This window comes from Margalitia sp. FSL K6-0131, from assembly GCF_038008735.1.
Lineage (GTDB): Bacteria > Bacillota > Bacilli > Bacillales > Bacillaceae_C > Margalitia > Margalitia shackletonii.
In genome coordinates this window covers 1-18228 of sequence record NZ_JBBOZS010000001.1, presented here as the reverse complement: position 1 = coordinate 18228, position 18228 = coordinate 1, and the positions used below count along the sequence as shown (strand labels likewise).

Here is an 18228-nt window from a genome sequence, read left to right as displayed (position 1 = left end):
TGTATCATAGATACGGAATTCTACCATTTTTTTATAAAATATTTCCTAAATTGTGAACACCTTATGACAATGAGTAATTTGGTGCCTCTTTGGTTATTTGAACATCATGCGGATGGCTTTCTTTTAATCCGGCTCCAGTCATACGAATAAATTGTGCCTCTTCACGTAGAGCTTGTAAATCCTTCGATCCACAATACCCCATTCCAGATCGCAATCCACCTAATAATTGGTAAATAACTTCTTCTACTGAGCCTTTATATGGAATTCTTCCTTCAATACCTTCTGGAACAAATTTTTTCGCATCTTCCTGAAAATATCGGTCTTTTGATCCTTGTTCCATTGCCGCAACAGAACCCATTCCACGATATACTTTAAAACGGCGACCTTGGAAAATTTCTGTTTCTCCAGGACTTTCAGTTGTACCTGCTAATAAACTTCCAAGCATAACAGCATGACCACCAGCAGCCAATGCTTTTACGATATCACCAGAATACTTAATTCCACCATCTGCAATAATGGCTTTACCTTGTTTTCGTGCTTCAGTAGCACAATCATATATAGCGGTAATTTGAGGAACACCAACTCCTGCAACAACCCGTGTAGTACAAATGGAACCTGGTCCAATTCCTACTTTTACCACATCTGCACCGGCATTAAATAATTCGCGCGTTGCTTCTGCTGTCGCAACATTTCCAGCAATAATATTTAAGTTTGGATATGCAGCCCTAATTTCACGTACAGTATTTAAAACGCCATAAGAATGCCCATGGGCTGTATCAATAACAATCGCATCAACATTGGCTTTTACAAGCTGTTCTACCCGTTTTAAGGTATCTTTTGTTACCCCGACTGCTGCTCCGACCAAAAGTCTACCATGTATATCTTTTGAAGAATTTGGAAATTCAATAACTTTTTCAATATCTTTTATAGTAATTAGCCCTTTAAGAACTCCGTTATTATCAACTAAAGGAAGCTTTTCAATTTTACGCCTTTGAAGAATTTGTTCAGCTTCTTTTAATGTAGTGCCTACTGGAGCAGTTACTAAATTTTCTTTTGTCATTACATCTGAAATGGGAATAGAGAAGTCCTGAATAAAACGAAGATCACGATTTGTAATAATACCGACTAATTTTTGTTCTTCTTCATTGTTTACAATAGGTACACCAGAAATTCGATACTTACCCATTAAATGTTCTGCGGAAAATACTTGATGCTCAGGAGTTAAAAAGAAAGGATCTGTAATAACGCCGCTTTCTGAGCGTTTTACTTTATCAACTTGTTCTGCCTGTTGTTCAATACTCATATTCTTATGAATGATTCCAAGTCCACCTTGACGTGCCATCGAAATCGCCATTTCTGCTTCTGTTACAGTATCCATGCCAGCACTAATAATCGGCATATTTAATTTCAGCGTTTCTGTTAATGATACACTTAAGCTTACATCCTTAGGTAATACGTCCGATTTTGCTGGAATTAATAAGACATCATCAAAGGTTAGTCCTTCTTTAACAAATTTTGTTTCCCACATAATTTTCCCTCCTGCACCCAAAAAAATATTATTAGTAGGTTATCAATTGGATAAACTACTGTCAAGTACATACAAATATGTTCCACTTTTCTAACAATTTGGAGGTTCTACTTTTGAAGAAAATATGGGAGCAATTAGATTATTTTCAATCTGCAGTCTACACGCAAGAATATTTAAAAGAGTGTTATAAAAAATTATCACCTGATATAGATTCTAGTAAACTGGGGTATGATAATTGCTTTTCCTTTATGTATTATTTGGATCACGGGAAATTATATTATACTCAGGCGGAGATTACTCCGCTTGCAATTAAACCAGTTCTTCTCTTTTATGGCCTGGTTCATTTAATTAAGGCATGTATTTTAACGGTTGATCCGAATTATCCAGAAACAACTTCCGTGTTGGCGCATGGCGTTACATCGCGTAAAAAGAAAAAACAGCAATATCAATTTATTCATGATGAGGTCAAAGTCCAAAAGCTCGGTTTATTCACTCATTTTTCTAAGCATATGTTTCACGTGGAACATTTAGATGGAGAGAAATTTGTCATGAAGGATCTTTTAACCCAATTGCCGGAGCTTGATGATTGCCTTGATTTTTTTAAAATCTCAAATTTTTATCCTGTATATCAAAATGACAATACATATAGTTTACCAATTAGAGTTTTGGATTATTATCATAAAACTTTTGATTCATTCAAGGAGTATATTAATGCAAAAAGCAATTCCGAAATTCTATGGGAGAAACCCACAAAAGATAATATTTATTTTACTTGTGATAGTACACTCCCTCTTCCTTTTCGCTACCATATTGATAAAAACATCTATTGTCTTCCCCTTGAGAAGAATAGATTAGGAATGATTCCAGAATTAATTATTTATTATTTGCTTTTATATAATCTAAGTATGATAGCAAGATATGAAACAGAATGGTGGTCAGAACTATTAAAAACAACACCTACAAATGACTATCCTATAATTACTAACTTTTTATCAATATCTATGTATAAGACAACTTATTTAGTTCTTCAATATCTTTTGAATAAATAAGAACAACATGGATGCTGCAAGGCAGATTATTGGTATAAACGATTATGTCTTCAAAAGAGAGTTTTGAAGAAAAAAGTAAGGCAAACGATACTGCCAATATTCCGAGGCAAAAAATTAATCTCGTGATTCTTTAGCATAATCTCGTGATTTATTACAATAATCTCGCGAAAATGGCACTTAATCTCGTCAATTTAGCAGTTAATCGCGCAAATCGGGACTATAGAACTATTTTTACCATACAAAAAAGCCACAGACCAATATCTGTGACTTTCTCCGATTGCCTGGCAACGTCCTACTCTTGCAGGGGGAGAGCCCCCAACTACCATCGGCGCTGAGAAGCTTAACTTCCGTGTTCGGGATGGGAACGGGTGTGACCTTCTCGCCATAATTACCAGACTATATGAGGTTTGTTCCCTCAAAACTAAATACTGTAGAAGAAGAAGTAAAGAGAATCGCTCTATTTTGGTTAAGTCCTCGATCGATTAGTATTCGTCAGCTCCATGTGTCGCCACACTTCCACCTCGAACCTATCAACCTGATCATCTTTCAGGGATCTTACTAGCTTGCGCTATGGGAAATCTCATCTTGAGGGGGGCTTCATGCTTAGATGCTTTCAGCACTTATCCCTTCCGCACATAGCTACCCAGCGATGCCTTTGGCAAGACAACTGGTACACCAGCGGTGCGTCCATCCCGGTCCTCTCGTACTAAGGACAGCTCCTCTCAAATTTCCTACGCCCACGACGGATAGGGACCGAACTGTCTCACGACGTTCTGAACCCAGCTCGCGTACCGCTTTAATGGGCGAACAGCCCAACCCTTGGGACCGACTACAGCCCCAGGATGCGATGAGCCGACATCGAGGTGCCAAACCTCCCCGTCGATGTGGACTCTTGGGGGAGATAAGCCTGTTATCCCCGGGGTAGCTTTTATCCGTTGAGCGATGGCCCTTCCATGCGGAACCACCGGATCACTAAGCCCGACTTTCGTCCCTGCTCGACTTGTAGGTCTCGCAGTCAAGCTCCCTTGTGCCTTTACACTCTACGAATGATTTCCAACCATTCTGAGGGAACCTTTGGGCGCCTCCGTTACTCTTTAGGAGGCGACCGCCCCAGTCAAACTGCCTGCCTGACACTGTCTCCCACCCCGATCAGGGGTGCGGGTTAGAATTTCAATACAGCCAGGGTAGTATCCCACCGACGCCTCCACCGAAGCTGGCGCTCCGGCTTCAAAGGCTCCTACCTATCCTGTACAAGCTGTACCAAAATTCAATATCAGGCTGCAGTAAAGCTCCACGGGGTCTTTCCGTCCTGTCGCGGGTAACCTGCATCTTCACAGGTACTATAATTTCACCGAGTCTCTCGTTGAGACAGTGCCCAGATCGTTACGCCTTTCGTGCGGGTCAGAACTTACCTGACAAGGAATTTCGCTACCTTAGGACCGTTATAGTTACGGCCGCCGTTTACTGGGGCTTCAATTCAGAGCTTCGCTTACGCTAACCCCTCCTCTTAACCTTCCAGCACCGGGCAGGCGTCAGCCCCTATACTTCGCCTTGCGGCTTCGCAGAGACCTGTGTTTTTGCTAAACAGTCGCCTGGGCCTATTCACTGCGGCTCTCTCGGGCTTGCACCCTACCAGAGCACCCCTTCTCCCGAAGTTACGGGGTCATTTTGCCGAGTTCCTTAACGAGAGTTCTCTCGCTCACCTTAGGATTCTCTCCTCGCCTACCTGTGTCGGTTTGCGGTACGGGCACCTTTCACCTCACTAGAGGATTTTCTTGGCAGTGTGGAATCAGGAACTTCGGTACTATATTTCCCTCGCTATCACAGCTCCGCCTTCACGGTTACGGGATTTGCCTCGTAACCAGCCTAACTGCTTAGACGCACATAACCAGCAGTGCGCTTACCCTATCCTCCTGCGTCCCCCCATCGTTCAAACGGTGAAGAGGTGGTACAGGAATATCAACCTGTTGTCCATCGCCTACGCCTTTCGGCCTCGGCTTAGGTCCCGACTAACCCTGAGCGGACGAGCCTTCCTCAGGAAACCTTAGGCATTCGGTGGAAGGGATTCTCACCCTTCTTTCGCTACTCATACCGGCATTCTCACTTCTAAGCGCTCCACTAATCCTTCCGGTTTAGCTTCACCGCCCTTAGAACGCTCTCCTACCACGGACACCTGTCAGGTGTCCATCCACAGCTTCGGTGATACGTTTAGCCCCGGTACATTTTCGGCGCAGAGTCACTCGACCAGTGAGCTATTACGCACTCTTTAAATGGTGGCTGCTTCTAAGCCAACATCCTGGTTGTCTAAGCAACTCCACATCCTTTTCCACTTAACGTATACTTTGGGACCTTAGCTGGTGGTCTGGGCTGTTTCCCTTTTGACTACGGATCTTATCACTCGCAGTCTGACTCCCAAGCATAAGTATTTGGCATTCGGAGTTTGTCTGAATTCGGTAACCCGATGAGGGCCCCTAGTCCAAACAGTGCTCTACCTCCAATACTCTTCATCTTGAGGCTAGCCCTAAAGCTATTTCGGAGAGAACCAGCTATCTCCAAGTTCGATTGGAATTTCTCCGCTACCCACACCTCATCCCCGCACTTTTCAACGTGCGTGGGTTCGGGCCTCCAGTAAGTGTTACCTTACCTTCACCCTGGACATGGGTAGATCACCTGGTTTCGGGTCTACGACCTCATACTTATTCGCCCTATTCAGACTCGCTTTCGCTGCGGCTCCGCTTCATCAGCTTAACCTTGCATGAAATCGTAACTCGCCGGTTCATTCTACAAAAGGCACGCTATCACCCATTAACGGGCTCTAACTACTTGTAGGCACACGGTTTCAGGTTCTCTTTCACTCCCCTCCCGGGGTGCTTTTCACCTTTCCCTCACGGTACTGGTTCACTATCGGTCACTAGGGAGTATTTAGCCTTGGGAGATGGTCCTCCCTGCTTCCGACGGGATTTCACGTGTCCCGCCGTACTCAGGATCCACTCTGGAGGGAACGAAGTTTCAACTACAGGGTTGTTACCTTCTTTGACGGGCCTTTCCAGACCTCTTCATCTACTCCGTTCCTTTGTAACTCCGTATAGAGTGTCCTACAACCCCAAGAGGCAAGCCTCTTGGTTTGGGCTTCTTCCGTTTCGCTCGCCGCTACTCAGGAAATCGCGTTTGCTTTCTCTTCCTCCGGGTACTTAGATGTTTCAGTTCCCCGGGTCTGCCTTCATTACCCTATGTATTCAGGTAAAGATACTGCTCCATTACGAGCAGTGGGTTCCCCCATTCGGAAATCTCCGGATCAAAGCTTGCTTACAGCTCCCCGAAGCATATCGGTGTTAGTCCCGTCCTTCATCGGCTCCTAGTGCCAAGGCATCCACCGTGCGCCCTTACTAACTTAACCTATAAGGTTATTACTACTTTAAAATGGATTAAATCCATAAAGTGGCGATTCTCGGTTTTACTTGGTTTCTTCTATCAGTATCTAGTTTTCAAGGAACAAAAATTGGTGGAGCCTAGCGGGATCGAACCGCTGACCTCCTGCGTGCAAAGCAGGCGCTCTCCCAGCTGAGCTAAGGCCCCATAATGAAATATGCAATTATAATGGTGGGCCTAAATGGACTCGAACCATCGACCTCACGCTTATCAGGCGTGCGCTCTAACCAGCTGAGCTATAGGCCCATCTTTCTTTCTCATAGAAAGATTGCTCTTTCAAAACTAAACAGAACGAAAACGTCTCTTCGTAACCACGAAAGTGGTTTTCCATTATCCTTAGAAAGGAGGTGATCCAGCCGCACCTTCCGATACGGCTACCTTGTTACGACTTCACCCCAATCATCTGTCCCACCTTCGGCGGCTGGCTCCAAAAGGTTACCTCACCGACTTCGGGTGTTACAAACTCTCGTGGTGTGACGGGCGGTGTGTACAAGGCCCGGGAACGTATTCACCGCGGCATGCTGATCCGCGATTACTAGCGATTCCGGCTTCATGCAGGCGAGTTGCAGCCTGCAATCCGAACTGAGAATGGTTTTATGGGATTGGCTTAACCTCGCGGTCTCGCAGCCCTTTGTACCATCCATTGTAGCACGTGTGTAGCCCAGGTCATAAGGGGCATGATGATTTGACGTCATCCCCACCTTCCTCCGGTTTGTCACCGGCAGTCACCTTAGAGTGCCCAACTGAATGCTGGCAACTAAGGTCAAGGGTTGCGCTCGTTGCGGGACTTAACCCAACATCTCACGACACGAGCTGACGACAACCATGCACCACCTGTCACTCTGTCCCCCGAAGGGGAACGCCCTATCTCTAGGGTTGTCAGAGGATGTCAAGACCTGGTAAGGTTCTTCGCGTTGCTTCGAATTAAACCACATGCTCCACCGCTTGTGCGGGCCCCCGTCAATTCCTTTGAGTTTCAGCCTTGCGGCCGTACTCCCCAGGCGGAGTGCTTAATGCGTTAGCTGCAGCACTAAAGGGCGGAAACCCTCTAACACTTAGCACTCATCGTTTACGGCGTGGACTACCAGGGTATCTAATCCTGTTCGCTCCCCACGCTTTCGCGCCTCAGCGTCAGTTACAGACCAGAGAGTCGCCTTCGCCACTGGTGTTCCTCCACATCTCTACGCATTTCACCGCTACACGTGGAATTCCACTCTCCTCTTCTGCACTCAAGTCTCCCAGTTTCCAATGACCCTCCACGGTTGAGCCGTGGGCTTTCACATCAGACTTAAGAAACCGCCTGCGCGCGCTTTACGCCCAATAATTCCGGACAACGCTTGCCACCTACGTATTACCGCGGCTGCTGGCACGTAGTTAGCCGTGGCTTTCTGGTTAGGTACCGTCAAGGTACCGCCCTATTCGAACGATACTTGTTCTTCCCTAACAACAGAGTTTTACGATCCGAAAACCTTCATCACTCACGCGGCGTTGCTCCGTCAGACTTTCGTCCATTGCGGAAGATTCCCTACTGCTGCCTCCCGTAGGAGTCTGGGCCGTGTCTCAGTCCCAGTGTGGCCGATCACCCTCTCAGGTCGGCTACGCATCGTCGCCTTGGTGAGCCGTTACCTCACCAACTAGCTAATGCGCCGCGGGTCCATCTGTAAGTGATAGCCGAAGCCATCTTTCAATCTTTCCTCATGCGAGGAAAGAAGTTATCCGGTATTAGCCCCGGTTTCCCGGAGTTATCCCAGTCTTACAGGCAGGTTACCCACGTGTTACTCACCCGTCCGCCGCTAACTTTTAAAAGCAAGCTTTTAAAAGTCCGCTCGACTTGCATGTATTAGGCACGCCGCCAGCGTTCGTCCTGAGCCAGGATCAAACTCTCCAAAAAAGTGTTTGATATAGCTCATCATTTAAAACATTGACGTTTTGTTCTGTTTAGTTTTCAAAGACCAATCATCTTAACGACTTTAATAGTTTATCACAGATAATCTATTTAGTCAAATGTTTTTAAAATATTATTTTTGAAGCATTTTGTTGTTTTTTTAAACCAACGAATATTATTCTATCAACTTTTTCTATGAAATGCAATACTTTTTTAGAATAAAAAAGGAGATAATTAAACTATCTCCTCAATACAGATATCTCTTCTTTTCTCCAAATCAATAATATCACTGCTGTTTAACATTTTTATTAACGGTCTTGTTAAAGCTGAACTTTTTGTAAACATAATTTCGCCTAATTGATTATTCGATAATTTCACCTTTGTTCCGATAACTAAATGAACGGAAATCATATTTAGTAAAACATTTATTACAGATATGTCAAATTGTCCAAAGCAATCAGAGATTAATATTTCAATCGCCTTAAATACTGATACATTTTCATGGTATAACCGATCACTTATAAGAGCATGAAATACATCTGCAACTGCCACAATTCTGGATAGGGAATGAATTTTATTTCCTTTCAATTTCAGCGGATAGCCGGATCCATCCAGACGTTCATGATGTTGAAAAATGGCCAGCTTCGTTTCAGATTTCAATAAAGGAGTATTTTGCACCATTTTAAGGCTTTGAACAACATGCTCCTGCACCTCATTCATCTCGCCACTTATCAGAGTGCTTTTTTTCTTAATAATATATGGTGAAACCTTTGACATACCAGCATTAGCCAAGCAACCAGCTAATGCTGCCTGAAAATATTCCCCTTTGGAATAGTTCATTTTTTTAGCTATTATCCCGCTGAGAATTCCTACAGCTATAGAATGATGATAAATATAATCTTCTTTATTAGAATAATGATGGAGCGATAAAATCTGTCTATTCACATCATCCTCTATTTTTTCAAGCAAAGGATATAAATATTCTTTTACATTTGCAACATTAATCACTGCTCCTGATTGCCAATTTTTAAAATCAGTTTTATATTTTAGGACCGCTTCATTATATTGTTCTTGAAAGGAAGATTTGAGTTTATTTTTCACTGTACTCTCTGTTGATAGTTTCTGTTCACTATTTTGTGTCTTCAAACTCGTTCCATCAGCCATTTTATTTTCAACATTCACTTCATTTATTTTAAAGGCTAATAAAATATTAATATAATTTTTGTCTATTATTGTTTTCTTCGGAATAATAGGGAAGCTAGTCATTCCCATAACATCTTCCTCAAGGATGCAACCTTCTCTTAGACTTTCTACCTTTATTTTCATAACCTTCCCCCTGGTGCAAATGTCAGAACTTTCCCTAATTATATATTTTACCAAAAAAGAGACATCAAAACGATGCCTCTTTTAAAATTATTCATTGCTATCTTCCAGTTTTTCTTCCGGTTCTTCTGTTTCTTCTTCTGATTCTTTTTCTACTTTTGCAACCGTTGCAACATATTCATCTTCTCCAAGTTTTATTAACTTGACACCTTGTGTATTTCTTCCAAGAAGAGAAATATCACTAACAGCCATTCTGATTAAGACCCCGCCAGCCGTAATAAGCATTAAATCTTCTTCACCAGTAACTGTTTTAACTGAGACAAGTGAGCCGTTCTTCTCGGTAATATTACATGTTTTAATTCCTTTTCCGCCACGGCTTTGGATGCGATATTCAGACGCAGGTGTACGCTTTCCATATCCGTTTAAGGTTACAATGAGAACCTCATTATTTTCATCTAAGATTTCCATTCCAACGACATCATCTTCACCATACAATGTAATACCTTTTACCCCAGTTGCAGTTCTTCCCATTGAACGTACATCCGTTTCCGGAAAGCGAATAAGCATACCATTTTTTGTACCGATAATAATATCTTTATTTCCATCTGTTAGTTTAACAGAAATTAACTCATCTTCTTCGCGTAGATGAATCGCAATTAAGCCATTGGTTCGAATATTAGCAAAATCAGATAATGGTGTACGTTTTGATATTCCCTTTTTCGTTGTAAAGAATAAATATGAATCCTCTACGAATTCTTCTACTCGAATGATTGTATTGATCCATTCATCCTTCTCAATTCCCAATAGGTTAATGATTGGTAGTCCCTTCGCTGTACGGCTATACTCAGGAATTTCGTAGCCTTTGGCTCTATAGACCTTCCCTTTATTGGTGAAGAATAGAATCGTATCGTGAGTAGAAGTAGTTAGAAGATGTTCAACAAAGTCATCTTCATTTGTTCCCATCCCTTGTACACCTCTGCCGCCTCGTTTTTGGCTGCGATATGTTGAAATTGGCAAACGTTTAATATAGCCATTATGAGTTAATGTCACTACTATATTTTCTTGAGGAATCAAATCTTCATCTTCAATTTGCTCAATTCCGCCGGAAACAATTTCCGTTCTTCTTGTATCATTAAATCGTTCTTTAATTTCCAGCAACTCTTCACGGATAATATGAAGAACCTTTTCCTCATCCGCTAAGATTGCTTTCAATTCAGCAATTAGTTTAATTAATTCTTGATATTCTTCTTCTATTTTTTCACGTTCTAATCCTGTTAAACGTTGGAGTCGCATATCAAGAATTGCTTGTGCTTGCTTTTCAGATAATGAAAATTGCTCCATTAAACCATTTCTTGCTATATCCGTTGTTTGTGATGAACGAATTAAGCTAATAATTTCATCTATATGATCTAAAGCAATTCTTAATCCTTCTAAAATATGGGCGCGTGCTTCCGCTTTTTTTAATTCAAATTCTGTTCTGCGTCGAATGATAACCTTTTGATGCTCTAAATAATGATATAGACATTCTTTTAAATTTAATACTTTAGGCTGACCCTTAACTAGTGCTAGAAGGTTAATTCCAAAAGTAGTTTGTAACGCAGTATGCTTAAATAAATTATTTAGCAGTACATTTGCGTTTGCATCTTTACGAACTTCAATTACAACGCGCATCCCTGTCCGATCGGATTCGTCACGTAAATCTGTAATCCCATCAATTTTCTTATCTCTTACTAACTCAGCAATTCTTTCTACTAATTTAGCTTTATTAACTTGATAAGGAATTTCCTTAACGATGATCATTTCTTTTCCGCTTGCTTTTTGCTCAATTTCAACGCGGGCTCTTAACGTGATCGAACCTTTTCCTGTTTCATAGGCTCTGCGTATTCCGCTTCTTCCTACAATTAATCCGGCTGTAGGAAAATCTGGACCTGGGATATATTCCATTAGCTCCTGAATAGTGATATCAGGTTCCTTACTTAATGCAAGTACACCATCAATGACCTCACCAAGTTGATGAGGTGGGATATTTGTTGCCATCCCTACGGCGATACCAGATGTACCATTGACTAATAAATTTGGAAATCTAGAAGGCAAGACTACTGGCTCTTTTTCTGAACCATCATAGTTATCCTGATAATCTATTGTGTCTTTATTAATATCACGGAGCAGTTCCATAGATATTTTTGACATACGGGCTTCTGTATAACGCATCGCTGCTGCGGAGTCTCCGTCTACAGAACCGAAGTTGCCGTGTCCATCAACAAGCATATAACGATAGCTAAAATCTTGGGCCATACGAACCATTGTTTCATAAACAGCAGAATCACCATGTGGATGATACTTTCCGATTACTTCACCAACGATACGGGCTGACTTTTTATAAGCCTTATCGGATGTCATTCCTAAATCATTCATTGCATAAAGAATTCTGCGATGCACAGGCTTTAATCCGTCACGTACGTCTGGAAGTGCACGAGCAACAATAACACTCATCGCATAATCTAGGAAGGAAGTACGCATTTCTTTACTTATATTTACTTCTTTTATATTTGCATTCGGTGTTTCAGCCAAGCTAGAGAACCTCCTTTAAGAGAATCAAGCAATCAGCATTAACTGATTGCTTTATTTAAAATAATAAGAAGTATAATTTTATTTCGTGAGATTCGCCTTTGACTAGCCCCATTGCCTATCGGATAGGAAATAACCAAGGCGCTTGCAAATTTCTTATTATCAAAATTAGATGTCTAGATTTTTTACATAGATGGCATTTTCTTCGATAAAATTTCGACGTGGTTCTACCTTATCTCCCATAAGCATTTCAAATGTTTCATCCGCTTCAATAGCATCTTCGAGATTTACTTGCAATAAAGTTCGATTGGAAGGATCCATCGTTGTTTCCCAAAGCTGTTCTGGATTCATTTCTCCGAGACCTTTGTATCTTTGAATTCCCGGCTTAGGCTGCTGAGGCATTTGGCTTAAGGCAACCTCAAGCTCACGATCGCTGTATACATATTCCACTCTTTTTCCTTGGGAAATTTTATATAAAGGCGGTTGGGCAATATAAACATATCCCGCTTCTAAAATTTGTCTCATATAACGATAGAAAAAGGTTAATAATAAGGTTCTTATATGTGCGCCGTCCACATCGGCATCAGTCATGATAACCACTTTATGATAACGTGCCTTTGAAATTTCAAAATCTTCACTAATGCCTGTACCCAGTGCCGTAATGATGGTACGAATTTCATTATTGGATAAAATTTTATCTAAACGAGCCTTTTCAACGTTTAAAATTTTACCTCTTAACGGCAAAATCGCCTGAAAATGTCTATCCCTGCCTTGTTTTGCAGACCCGCCTGCAGAATCACCCTCTACTATAAATAACTCACTAATTTGTGGGTCCCTAGATGAACAGTCAGCTAGTTTACCTGGCAAACTTGAAACCTCTAGTGCGCTTTTACGACGGGTTAATTCACGGGCTTTTTTGGCAGCCAATCGTGCTCGGGCAGCCATTAATCCTTTTTCAACAATTTTTCTTGCAACGGTAGGGTTTTCAAGCATGAATTTTTCAAAGTGCTCAGAGAATACTGCATCTGTAATAGTTCTTGCTTCCGAGTTTCCAAGCTTTGTTTTCGTTTGACCTTCAAACTGCGGGTCAGGATGTTTGATGGAAACAATCGCAGTTAATCCTTCACGAACATCTTCACCTGAAAGATTAGAATCGTTTTCCTTTATCAAACCATTTTTTCTGGCATAGTCATTTATCACCCTTGTTAAAGCAGTTTTAAATCCAAATTCATGTGTACCGCCTTCATAAGTATGGATATTATTTGTGAAGGAGTAAATATTCCCTGTGAAGCCATCGTTGTATTGAATGGAAACTTCTACTAAAACTCCATCCTTTTCCCCTTCAACATAAATTGGATCCTCGTGAAGGACTTCCTTCGATCTATTTAAATGTTCAACGTAAGATTTAATACCGCCTTCATAATGGAATTCTTGTTTCTTAGGCGGTTCTACCCTCATATCCTCAATGGTAATTTTGATTCCTCTATTTAAAAACGCTAGTTCGCGTATACGTGTAGCTAAAATGTCATATTCATACTCAGTTGTTTCTGTAAATATTTCCGGATCTGGCTTAAAACGAGTTGTGGTTCCGGTATGATCGGTTTCCCCTACAATTTTCAAATCAAAGCAAGGTACTCCACGTTCATACTTCTGGTAATGGATTTTCCCATCGCGATGAACATAGACTTCCATTTCGCTTGATAGGGCATTCACTACCGAAGCACCAACCCCATGTAAACCTCCGGAAACCTTATATCCGCCGCCGCCAAATTTACCGCCTGCATGCAGGACTGTATGGATAACCTCAACGGCTGGACGGCCCATTTTCTCATGGATCCCAACAGGAATACCACGTCCATTATCAATTACTTTGATACTATTGTCTTTCTCGATAATAACATCAATTTGATCACAAAAACCGGCTAAAGCCTCGTCAATACTATTATCCACAATTTCCCATACAAGATGATGAAGCCCTTTTGAACTCGTTGATCCAATATACATACCAGGGCGTTTTCTAACTGCTTCTAATCCCTCAAGAACTTGTATCTGATTCTCATCATATGATTGATTTTGCAATTGTTCTTGTTCCATTGGCAATGAATTTCACCTACACTTCCTAATAAATAAACTGCTAAAAGGTCAATAAAAAATCTATTTATAAGTCCGCACTATAATTCAATTAAAAAAAGATGAATAAAATATATAATGTATTTTTAAGAAATCTGCTGATTCTCGTATTTTGTACGTTTATTAAGCGTACTTGAGGCTAATGGTGAGAGATATACTTGATGACAGGTAATAATAATAGATTTGAATTCACCCTTTGATAAATTGATAATTTCCTTCGTTCTTGTTTGCAAAAATTCTTGCGTAATGGGGGAATCTTGTACCGATTCTTTATCAAGGATAGCAATTATTTCATTGCTCCCGACCAACACATCTTCACCTATATGAATATACACATTTCCACCTCATTTTCCGCTGGAAATACAACCCTCTGTAACCAAAAAGGTTGATGCTTCTTTTAAAGTTTGATGATCAATTCCCTCAATGCTTGTTGTTGTAACAAACGTTTGGACCCTTCCTTGAATCGTGTTTAACAAATGAGATTGTCTGTAATCATCTAATTCAGAAAGTACATCATCTAAAAGAAGAATAGGATATTCACCAATCTCAGAGTGAATTAACTCTATTTCAGCCAGTTTTAAAGATAAGGCAGTTGTACGCTGTTGACCTTGAGATCCAAATGTTTGTACATCGCGATCGTTTACATTAAAGGTCATATCATCCCTGTGAGGCCCAACTAAAGTTACACCACGTTCAATCTCCCTATTTCGGATTGAGGAAAATTTTTCCTCATATATCTTTATCATGGTTGACGAATCCAGCTCTTCTGATACATCTAATGAGGGTTTATAGTTAATTTTTAGCGATTCTAGTCCTCTAGAAATACCAGTGTGAATAGGACTTGCCCATTCCTGCAGCATTTTAATAAAGTCAAACCTTTTTATAATAATTTTTACAGCAATTTGAATGAATTGTTCTGTTAGAACATCCAACATCGTTTCGTCCGTTTGTTTTTTTATTTGAAGTTGTTTCAAATAATGGTTTCGCTGCTGTAATATTTTTTGATATTGGCCAATATCGTGTAAATAAACAGGAGAAACCTGACCAATTTCCATATCAATAAAACGCCGCCTTACTTGAGGGCTCCCTTTTACAAGATTTAAATCCTCAGGAGCAAACATGACGACATTCATATTTCCTATATATTGACTTAGCTTCCGTTGCTCAATATGGTTAAACTTTGCCTTTTTTCCCTTTTTGGAAATAATCAGCTCTAACGGAAAAGAACCGCTTCCTTTTTTTATCCTCCCATTTATTTTAGCATATTCCGCGTCCCAACGTATCAAATCTTTATCATTTGTTGTCCGGTGGGATTTGGCCATTGCTAAAACATAAAGGGATTCCATTACATTCGTTTTCCCTTGAGCATTTTCCCCGAGAATGACATTTACTTTATCTTGAAACTCAATTGAAAGCTTTTCATAATTGCGATAATTACGTAACTCCAGTTCCTCTATATACATTTCGTAACATCCTTTATTCCATGTACGGATAATAATATGGACGATCAGAACTTGGCCTATTTTATTTAGTTATCATAAACTGGCCAATTCCCGGTATCTCTACCTTATCACCTTCGACCAGCTTTTTTCCTCTTCTTTGGTCCTGTATTCCGTTCACATATACTTCGTATTCACTTAAAAACCATTTCGCCATTCCACCACTTTGAATAACATCGGCTAATTTAAGAAATTGCCCTAAAGTAATGAATTCCGTTTCGATTTTTACATTTTTATCCAAATTATTCAACATCCTCATCTAAGTATCTAATTTATAATTTTACTAAATATTTTTAATGAATACAAAGCATCTTTACATGTAAGAATTTTCATATTCGAAAAAATAGACGTTATCCACATGTTAATAACTTTTTTCAAAAGAACTTTTACCTAAAGGAGCCTATTTACGGGTGAAAAATGGACGGAGGGGGAGTAAAAAATAAATCGGTGAGCTTAAATGTTCACCGATTTATCCTTTATTAAATTTAATACGTTCTTACTGGCAGGATAAGCTGTATAATGGATTCGTCATTCATCGGATGGATGATAAACGGACGCATTGCACCTGTAAAATTAATTTTTATTTCAAGTCCTTCAAGCGCTTTAAGTGCATCCATCATATATTTAGCACTAAAGGAAATTTTCAAATCTTCTCCCTCGATTGAATTACTTTGAACTTGTTCCACTACTTTACCAACTTCAGGAGTATTGGAGGATATTTCAATAACACCTGAGGAAAGGGTAGAAAGTTTAACCACATTAGGGTTACGGCCCTCTCTGGCAAGCAATGAAGCACGATCAATTGCTTGTAAAAATTCTTTTGTGTTAATAATTAATTCCGTCTTACTTTCAGAAGGAATTAATCGGGAAGTATCTGGATAATTTCCTTCCAATAATCGTGAAAAGAACAATAGATGTTTTGCTTTAAATAAGATTTGATTTTGAGTAATAACAATTTCAACCGGTTCATTTGTATCATCTAAAATCTTACTTAATTCATTTAAACTTTTTCCAGGAATAACGATGTTGTATTGTAAATCACCAGTTGTTTCTACCTCTGCGCTTCGTTTTGCCAACCGATGACTATCTGTTGCAATACAAGAAATTTTATTACCTTCTAGTTGCCAGTTTACACCTGTCAAGATTGGGCGTGTTTCTGAAGCAGACACAGCAAATACAGTTTGGCGTATAACATTTTTTAATATATCGGTTGGAATTCTAATAATATTTTCTTCAGATATTTGCGGTAAGTGTGGATATTCCTCTGGATCCAGTCCATTTAAGTTGAATTCTGCTTTACCTGAACGAATAACTGTTTGAAATTGATTAATAACTTCCATTTCGACAGTATCCATTGGCAGTTTTTTGACAATTTCACCGAAAAACTTTGCCTGCAAAACAATTCCACCAGTAGAATGAATCTCTACTAATTCATCTCCATCTTCTTCTTTCGGTATAAAAGATTCGATGGAAACATCTGAATCACTTCCTGTTAAAGTTACACCTTCATTTGTTGCCACAATTTTTATACCAGTCAAAATTGGAATAGTAGTTCTTGTACTAATTGCTTTCATAACGTCTTGTACACTTTGAATAAGACGATCTCGTTGAATTGAAAATTTCATTATTCAGCCCCCGGATTATTATTAATAATTCTTTTAAAAAACCGTAGTAATAGTAATAGGGGATGTGGATTTGTGGATAACGTCAAATTTGAAAGGAAAGAAAGTCTATCCACATGTGGATAGACTGTGTATATCTTTAGTAATGTTATTCACAATATCCCCTAAAGAAAAAACATTAGCTTTTTAGGATACTTTGAATTTCTTCAATTTTTTTCTGTAATTGTCCGTCACTTTGGATCATTTTAGATATTTTTTCGTGAGCATGGATTACAGTAGTATGGTCTCTGCCTCCAAATTCCTCTCCGATTTTAGGAAGAGAAAAATCTGTTAGTTCTCTGGCCAAATACATTGCAATTTGCCGAGGGAATGCTACAGATTGTGTTCGTTTTTTCGCTTTGAAATCTTCCAGCTTTACATTATACTGTTCCCCGACCTTTTTTTGAATATCTAGTATCGTAATAACCTTTGGTTTGGAGCTAGGAATAATATCCTTTAATGCTTCAGCTGCTAAATCTGCATTGATATCCTTATTAATTAAAGAGGAATAAGCAACAACGCGTATTAATGCACCTTCAAGCTCACGAATATTGGAATCAATTTGATTAGCTATATAGAGCATTACTTCATTTGGAATATCAAGACCATCTGCTTTCGCTTTTTTACGAAGGATGGCAATTCTTGTCTCTAAATCAGGCGGTGTAATATCTGTAATTAGACCCCATTCAAATCGTGATCTAAGGCGATCCTCAAGTGTCGGTATTTCCTTTGGAGGTCTATCACTGGAAATCACAATTTGCTTGCTTTCCTCATGTAAGGCATTAAAAGTATGGAAAAATTCCTCTTGAGTTGATTCTTTTCCTGCAAGGAATTGAATATCATCTATTAATAGAATATCAACGTTACGGTATTTATTCCGGAAATACTCTGCCTTGTTATCGCGAATAGAATTAATAAATTCATTTGTAAACTTTTCAGATGAGAGATACACAACCTTCGCTGTAGGATTATGTTCAATAACATAATGGCCAATAGCGTGCATTAAATGGGTTTTCCCTAATCCTACACCACCATAAATAAAAAAAGGATTATATGCTTTTGCCGGAGCTTCAGCAACTGCTAAAGAGGCAGCATGTGCAAAACGATTTCCGGATCCAATGACAAATGTGTCAAATGTATACTTTGGATTCAGCAT

The 18228-nt window shown here is 39.9% G+C and carries 10 protein-coding genes, 2 tRNA genes and 3 rRNA genes; 1 reads left to right on the top strand and 14 read right to left on the bottom strand.

Going from position 1 to position 18228, the window contains the following annotated elements; all coding sequences use genetic code 11:
- Positions 1 to 61 precede the first annotated feature (61 nt).
- Complete coding sequence (gene guaB / locus NSQ59_RS00075; protein WP_055741644.1) at positions 62 to 1528, bottom strand: IMP dehydrogenase; 1467 nt, start codon at positions 1526 to 1528, stop codon at positions 62 to 64.
- A 113-nt stretch (positions 1529 to 1641) separates the two neighbouring features.
- Between guaB and NSQ59_RS00070 the strand changes: the two genes are divergently transcribed.
- Positions 1642 to 2577, top strand: a complete 936-nt coding sequence (locus tag NSQ59_RS00070) for a YaaC family protein (protein ID WP_235950824.1) — start codon at positions 1642 to 1644, stop codon at positions 2575 to 2577.
- Positions 2578 to 2856: 279 nt separating this feature from the next.
- Here NSQ59_RS00070 and rrf read toward each other — a convergent pair.
- The 13 genes from rrf to dnaA all read right to left on the bottom strand — a co-directional run.
- Positions 2857 to 2973: ribosomal RNA gene (gene rrf / locus NSQ59_RS00065) — 5S ribosomal RNA — on the bottom strand.
- 66 nt (positions 2974 to 3039) lie between these two features.
- A 23S ribosomal RNA gene (locus tag NSQ59_RS00060) occupies positions 3040 to 5974 on the bottom strand.
- A 103-nt stretch (positions 5975 to 6077) separates the two neighbouring features.
- A tRNA-Ala gene (locus NSQ59_RS00055) sits at positions 6078 to 6153 on the bottom strand.
- A gap of 22 nt (positions 6154 to 6175) precedes the next feature.
- A tRNA-Ile gene (locus NSQ59_RS00050) sits at positions 6176 to 6252 on the bottom strand.
- A gap of 94 nt (positions 6253 to 6346) precedes the next feature.
- Positions 6347 to 7897, bottom strand: a 16S ribosomal RNA gene (locus NSQ59_RS00045).
- Together the 16S, 23S and 5S rRNA genes with 2 tRNA genes alongside form the textbook arrangement of a ribosomal RNA operon.
- A gap of 228 nt (positions 7898 to 8125) precedes the next feature.
- On the bottom strand, positions 8126 to 9217 hold the full coding sequence (locus NSQ59_RS00040; RefSeq protein ID WP_055741642.1) for an HD-GYP domain-containing protein: 1092 nt from the start codon (positions 9215 to 9217) through the stop codon (positions 8126 to 8128).
- 87 nt (positions 9218 to 9304) lie between these two features.
- Entirely contained in the window at positions 9305 to 11785 is a 2481-nt protein-coding gene (gene gyrA, locus NSQ59_RS00035) for a DNA gyrase subunit A (RefSeq protein WP_340828498.1), read from the bottom strand.
- 165 nt (positions 11786 to 11950) lie between these two features.
- Positions 11951 to 13876 carry a DNA topoisomerase (ATP-hydrolyzing) subunit B gene (gene gyrB, locus NSQ59_RS00030; protein WP_055741887.1) on the bottom strand — a complete coding sequence of 642 codons (1926 nt, stop codon included), beginning with the start codon at positions 13874 to 13876 and terminating at the stop codon, positions 11951 to 11953.
- A 122-nt stretch (positions 13877 to 13998) separates the two neighbouring features.
- Positions 13999 to 14247 (bottom strand): extracellular matrix regulator RemB, encoded by a 249-nt coding sequence (remB, locus tag NSQ59_RS00025; RefSeq protein WP_055741640.1) that lies wholly within the window; start codon positions 14245 to 14247, stop codon positions 13999 to 14001.
- A 9-nt stretch (positions 14248 to 14256) separates the two neighbouring features.
- Complete coding sequence (gene recF / locus NSQ59_RS00020; protein ID WP_126649320.1) at positions 14257 to 15375, bottom strand: DNA replication/repair protein RecF; 1119 nt, start codon at positions 15373 to 15375, stop codon at positions 14257 to 14259.
- Between the two features lie 61 nt (positions 15376 to 15436).
- Positions 15437 to 15664, bottom strand: a complete 228-nt coding sequence (gene yaaA / locus NSQ59_RS00015; protein WP_437177121.1) for a S4 domain-containing protein YaaA — start codon at positions 15662 to 15664, stop codon at positions 15437 to 15439.
- 232 nt (positions 15665 to 15896) lie between these two features.
- Positions 15897 to 17036, bottom strand: a complete 1140-nt coding sequence (gene dnaN, locus NSQ59_RS00010) for a DNA polymerase III subunit beta (RefSeq protein ID WP_055741637.1) — start codon at positions 17034 to 17036, stop codon at positions 15897 to 15899.
- Positions 17037 to 17211: 175 nt separating this feature from the next.
- A partial coding sequence (gene dnaA, locus NSQ59_RS00005) for a chromosomal replication initiator protein DnaA (RefSeq protein ID WP_340828494.1) occupies positions 17212 to 18228 on the bottom strand: 1017 nt, incomplete at its 5' end.

What these genes read in the sequence shown, in the direction of transcription:
- guaB (WP_055741644.1), bottom strand. Translation starts at nt 1,528, where the DNA reads ATGTGGGAAACAAAATTTGTTAAAGAAGGACTAACCTTTGATGATGTC.
- NSQ59_RS00040 (WP_055741642.1), bottom strand. Translation starts at nt 9,217, where the DNA reads ATGAAAATAAAGGTAGAAAGTCTAAGAGAAGGTTGCATCCTTGAGGAA.
- gyrB (WP_055741887.1), bottom strand. Translation starts at nt 13,876, where the DNA reads ATGGAACAAGAACAATTGCAAAATCAATCATATGATGAGAATCAGATA.
- recF (WP_126649320.1), bottom strand. Translation starts at nt 15,375, where the DNA reads ATGTATATAGAGGAACTGGAGTTACGTAATTATCGCAATTATGAAAAG.
- yaaA (WP_437177121.1), bottom strand. Translation starts at nt 15,664, where the DNA reads ATGTTGAATAATTTGGATAAAAATGTAAAAATCGAAACGGAATTCATT.
- dnaN (WP_055741637.1), bottom strand. Translation starts at nt 17,036, where the DNA reads ATGAAATTTTCAATTCAACGAGATCGTCTTATTCAAAGTGTACAAGAC.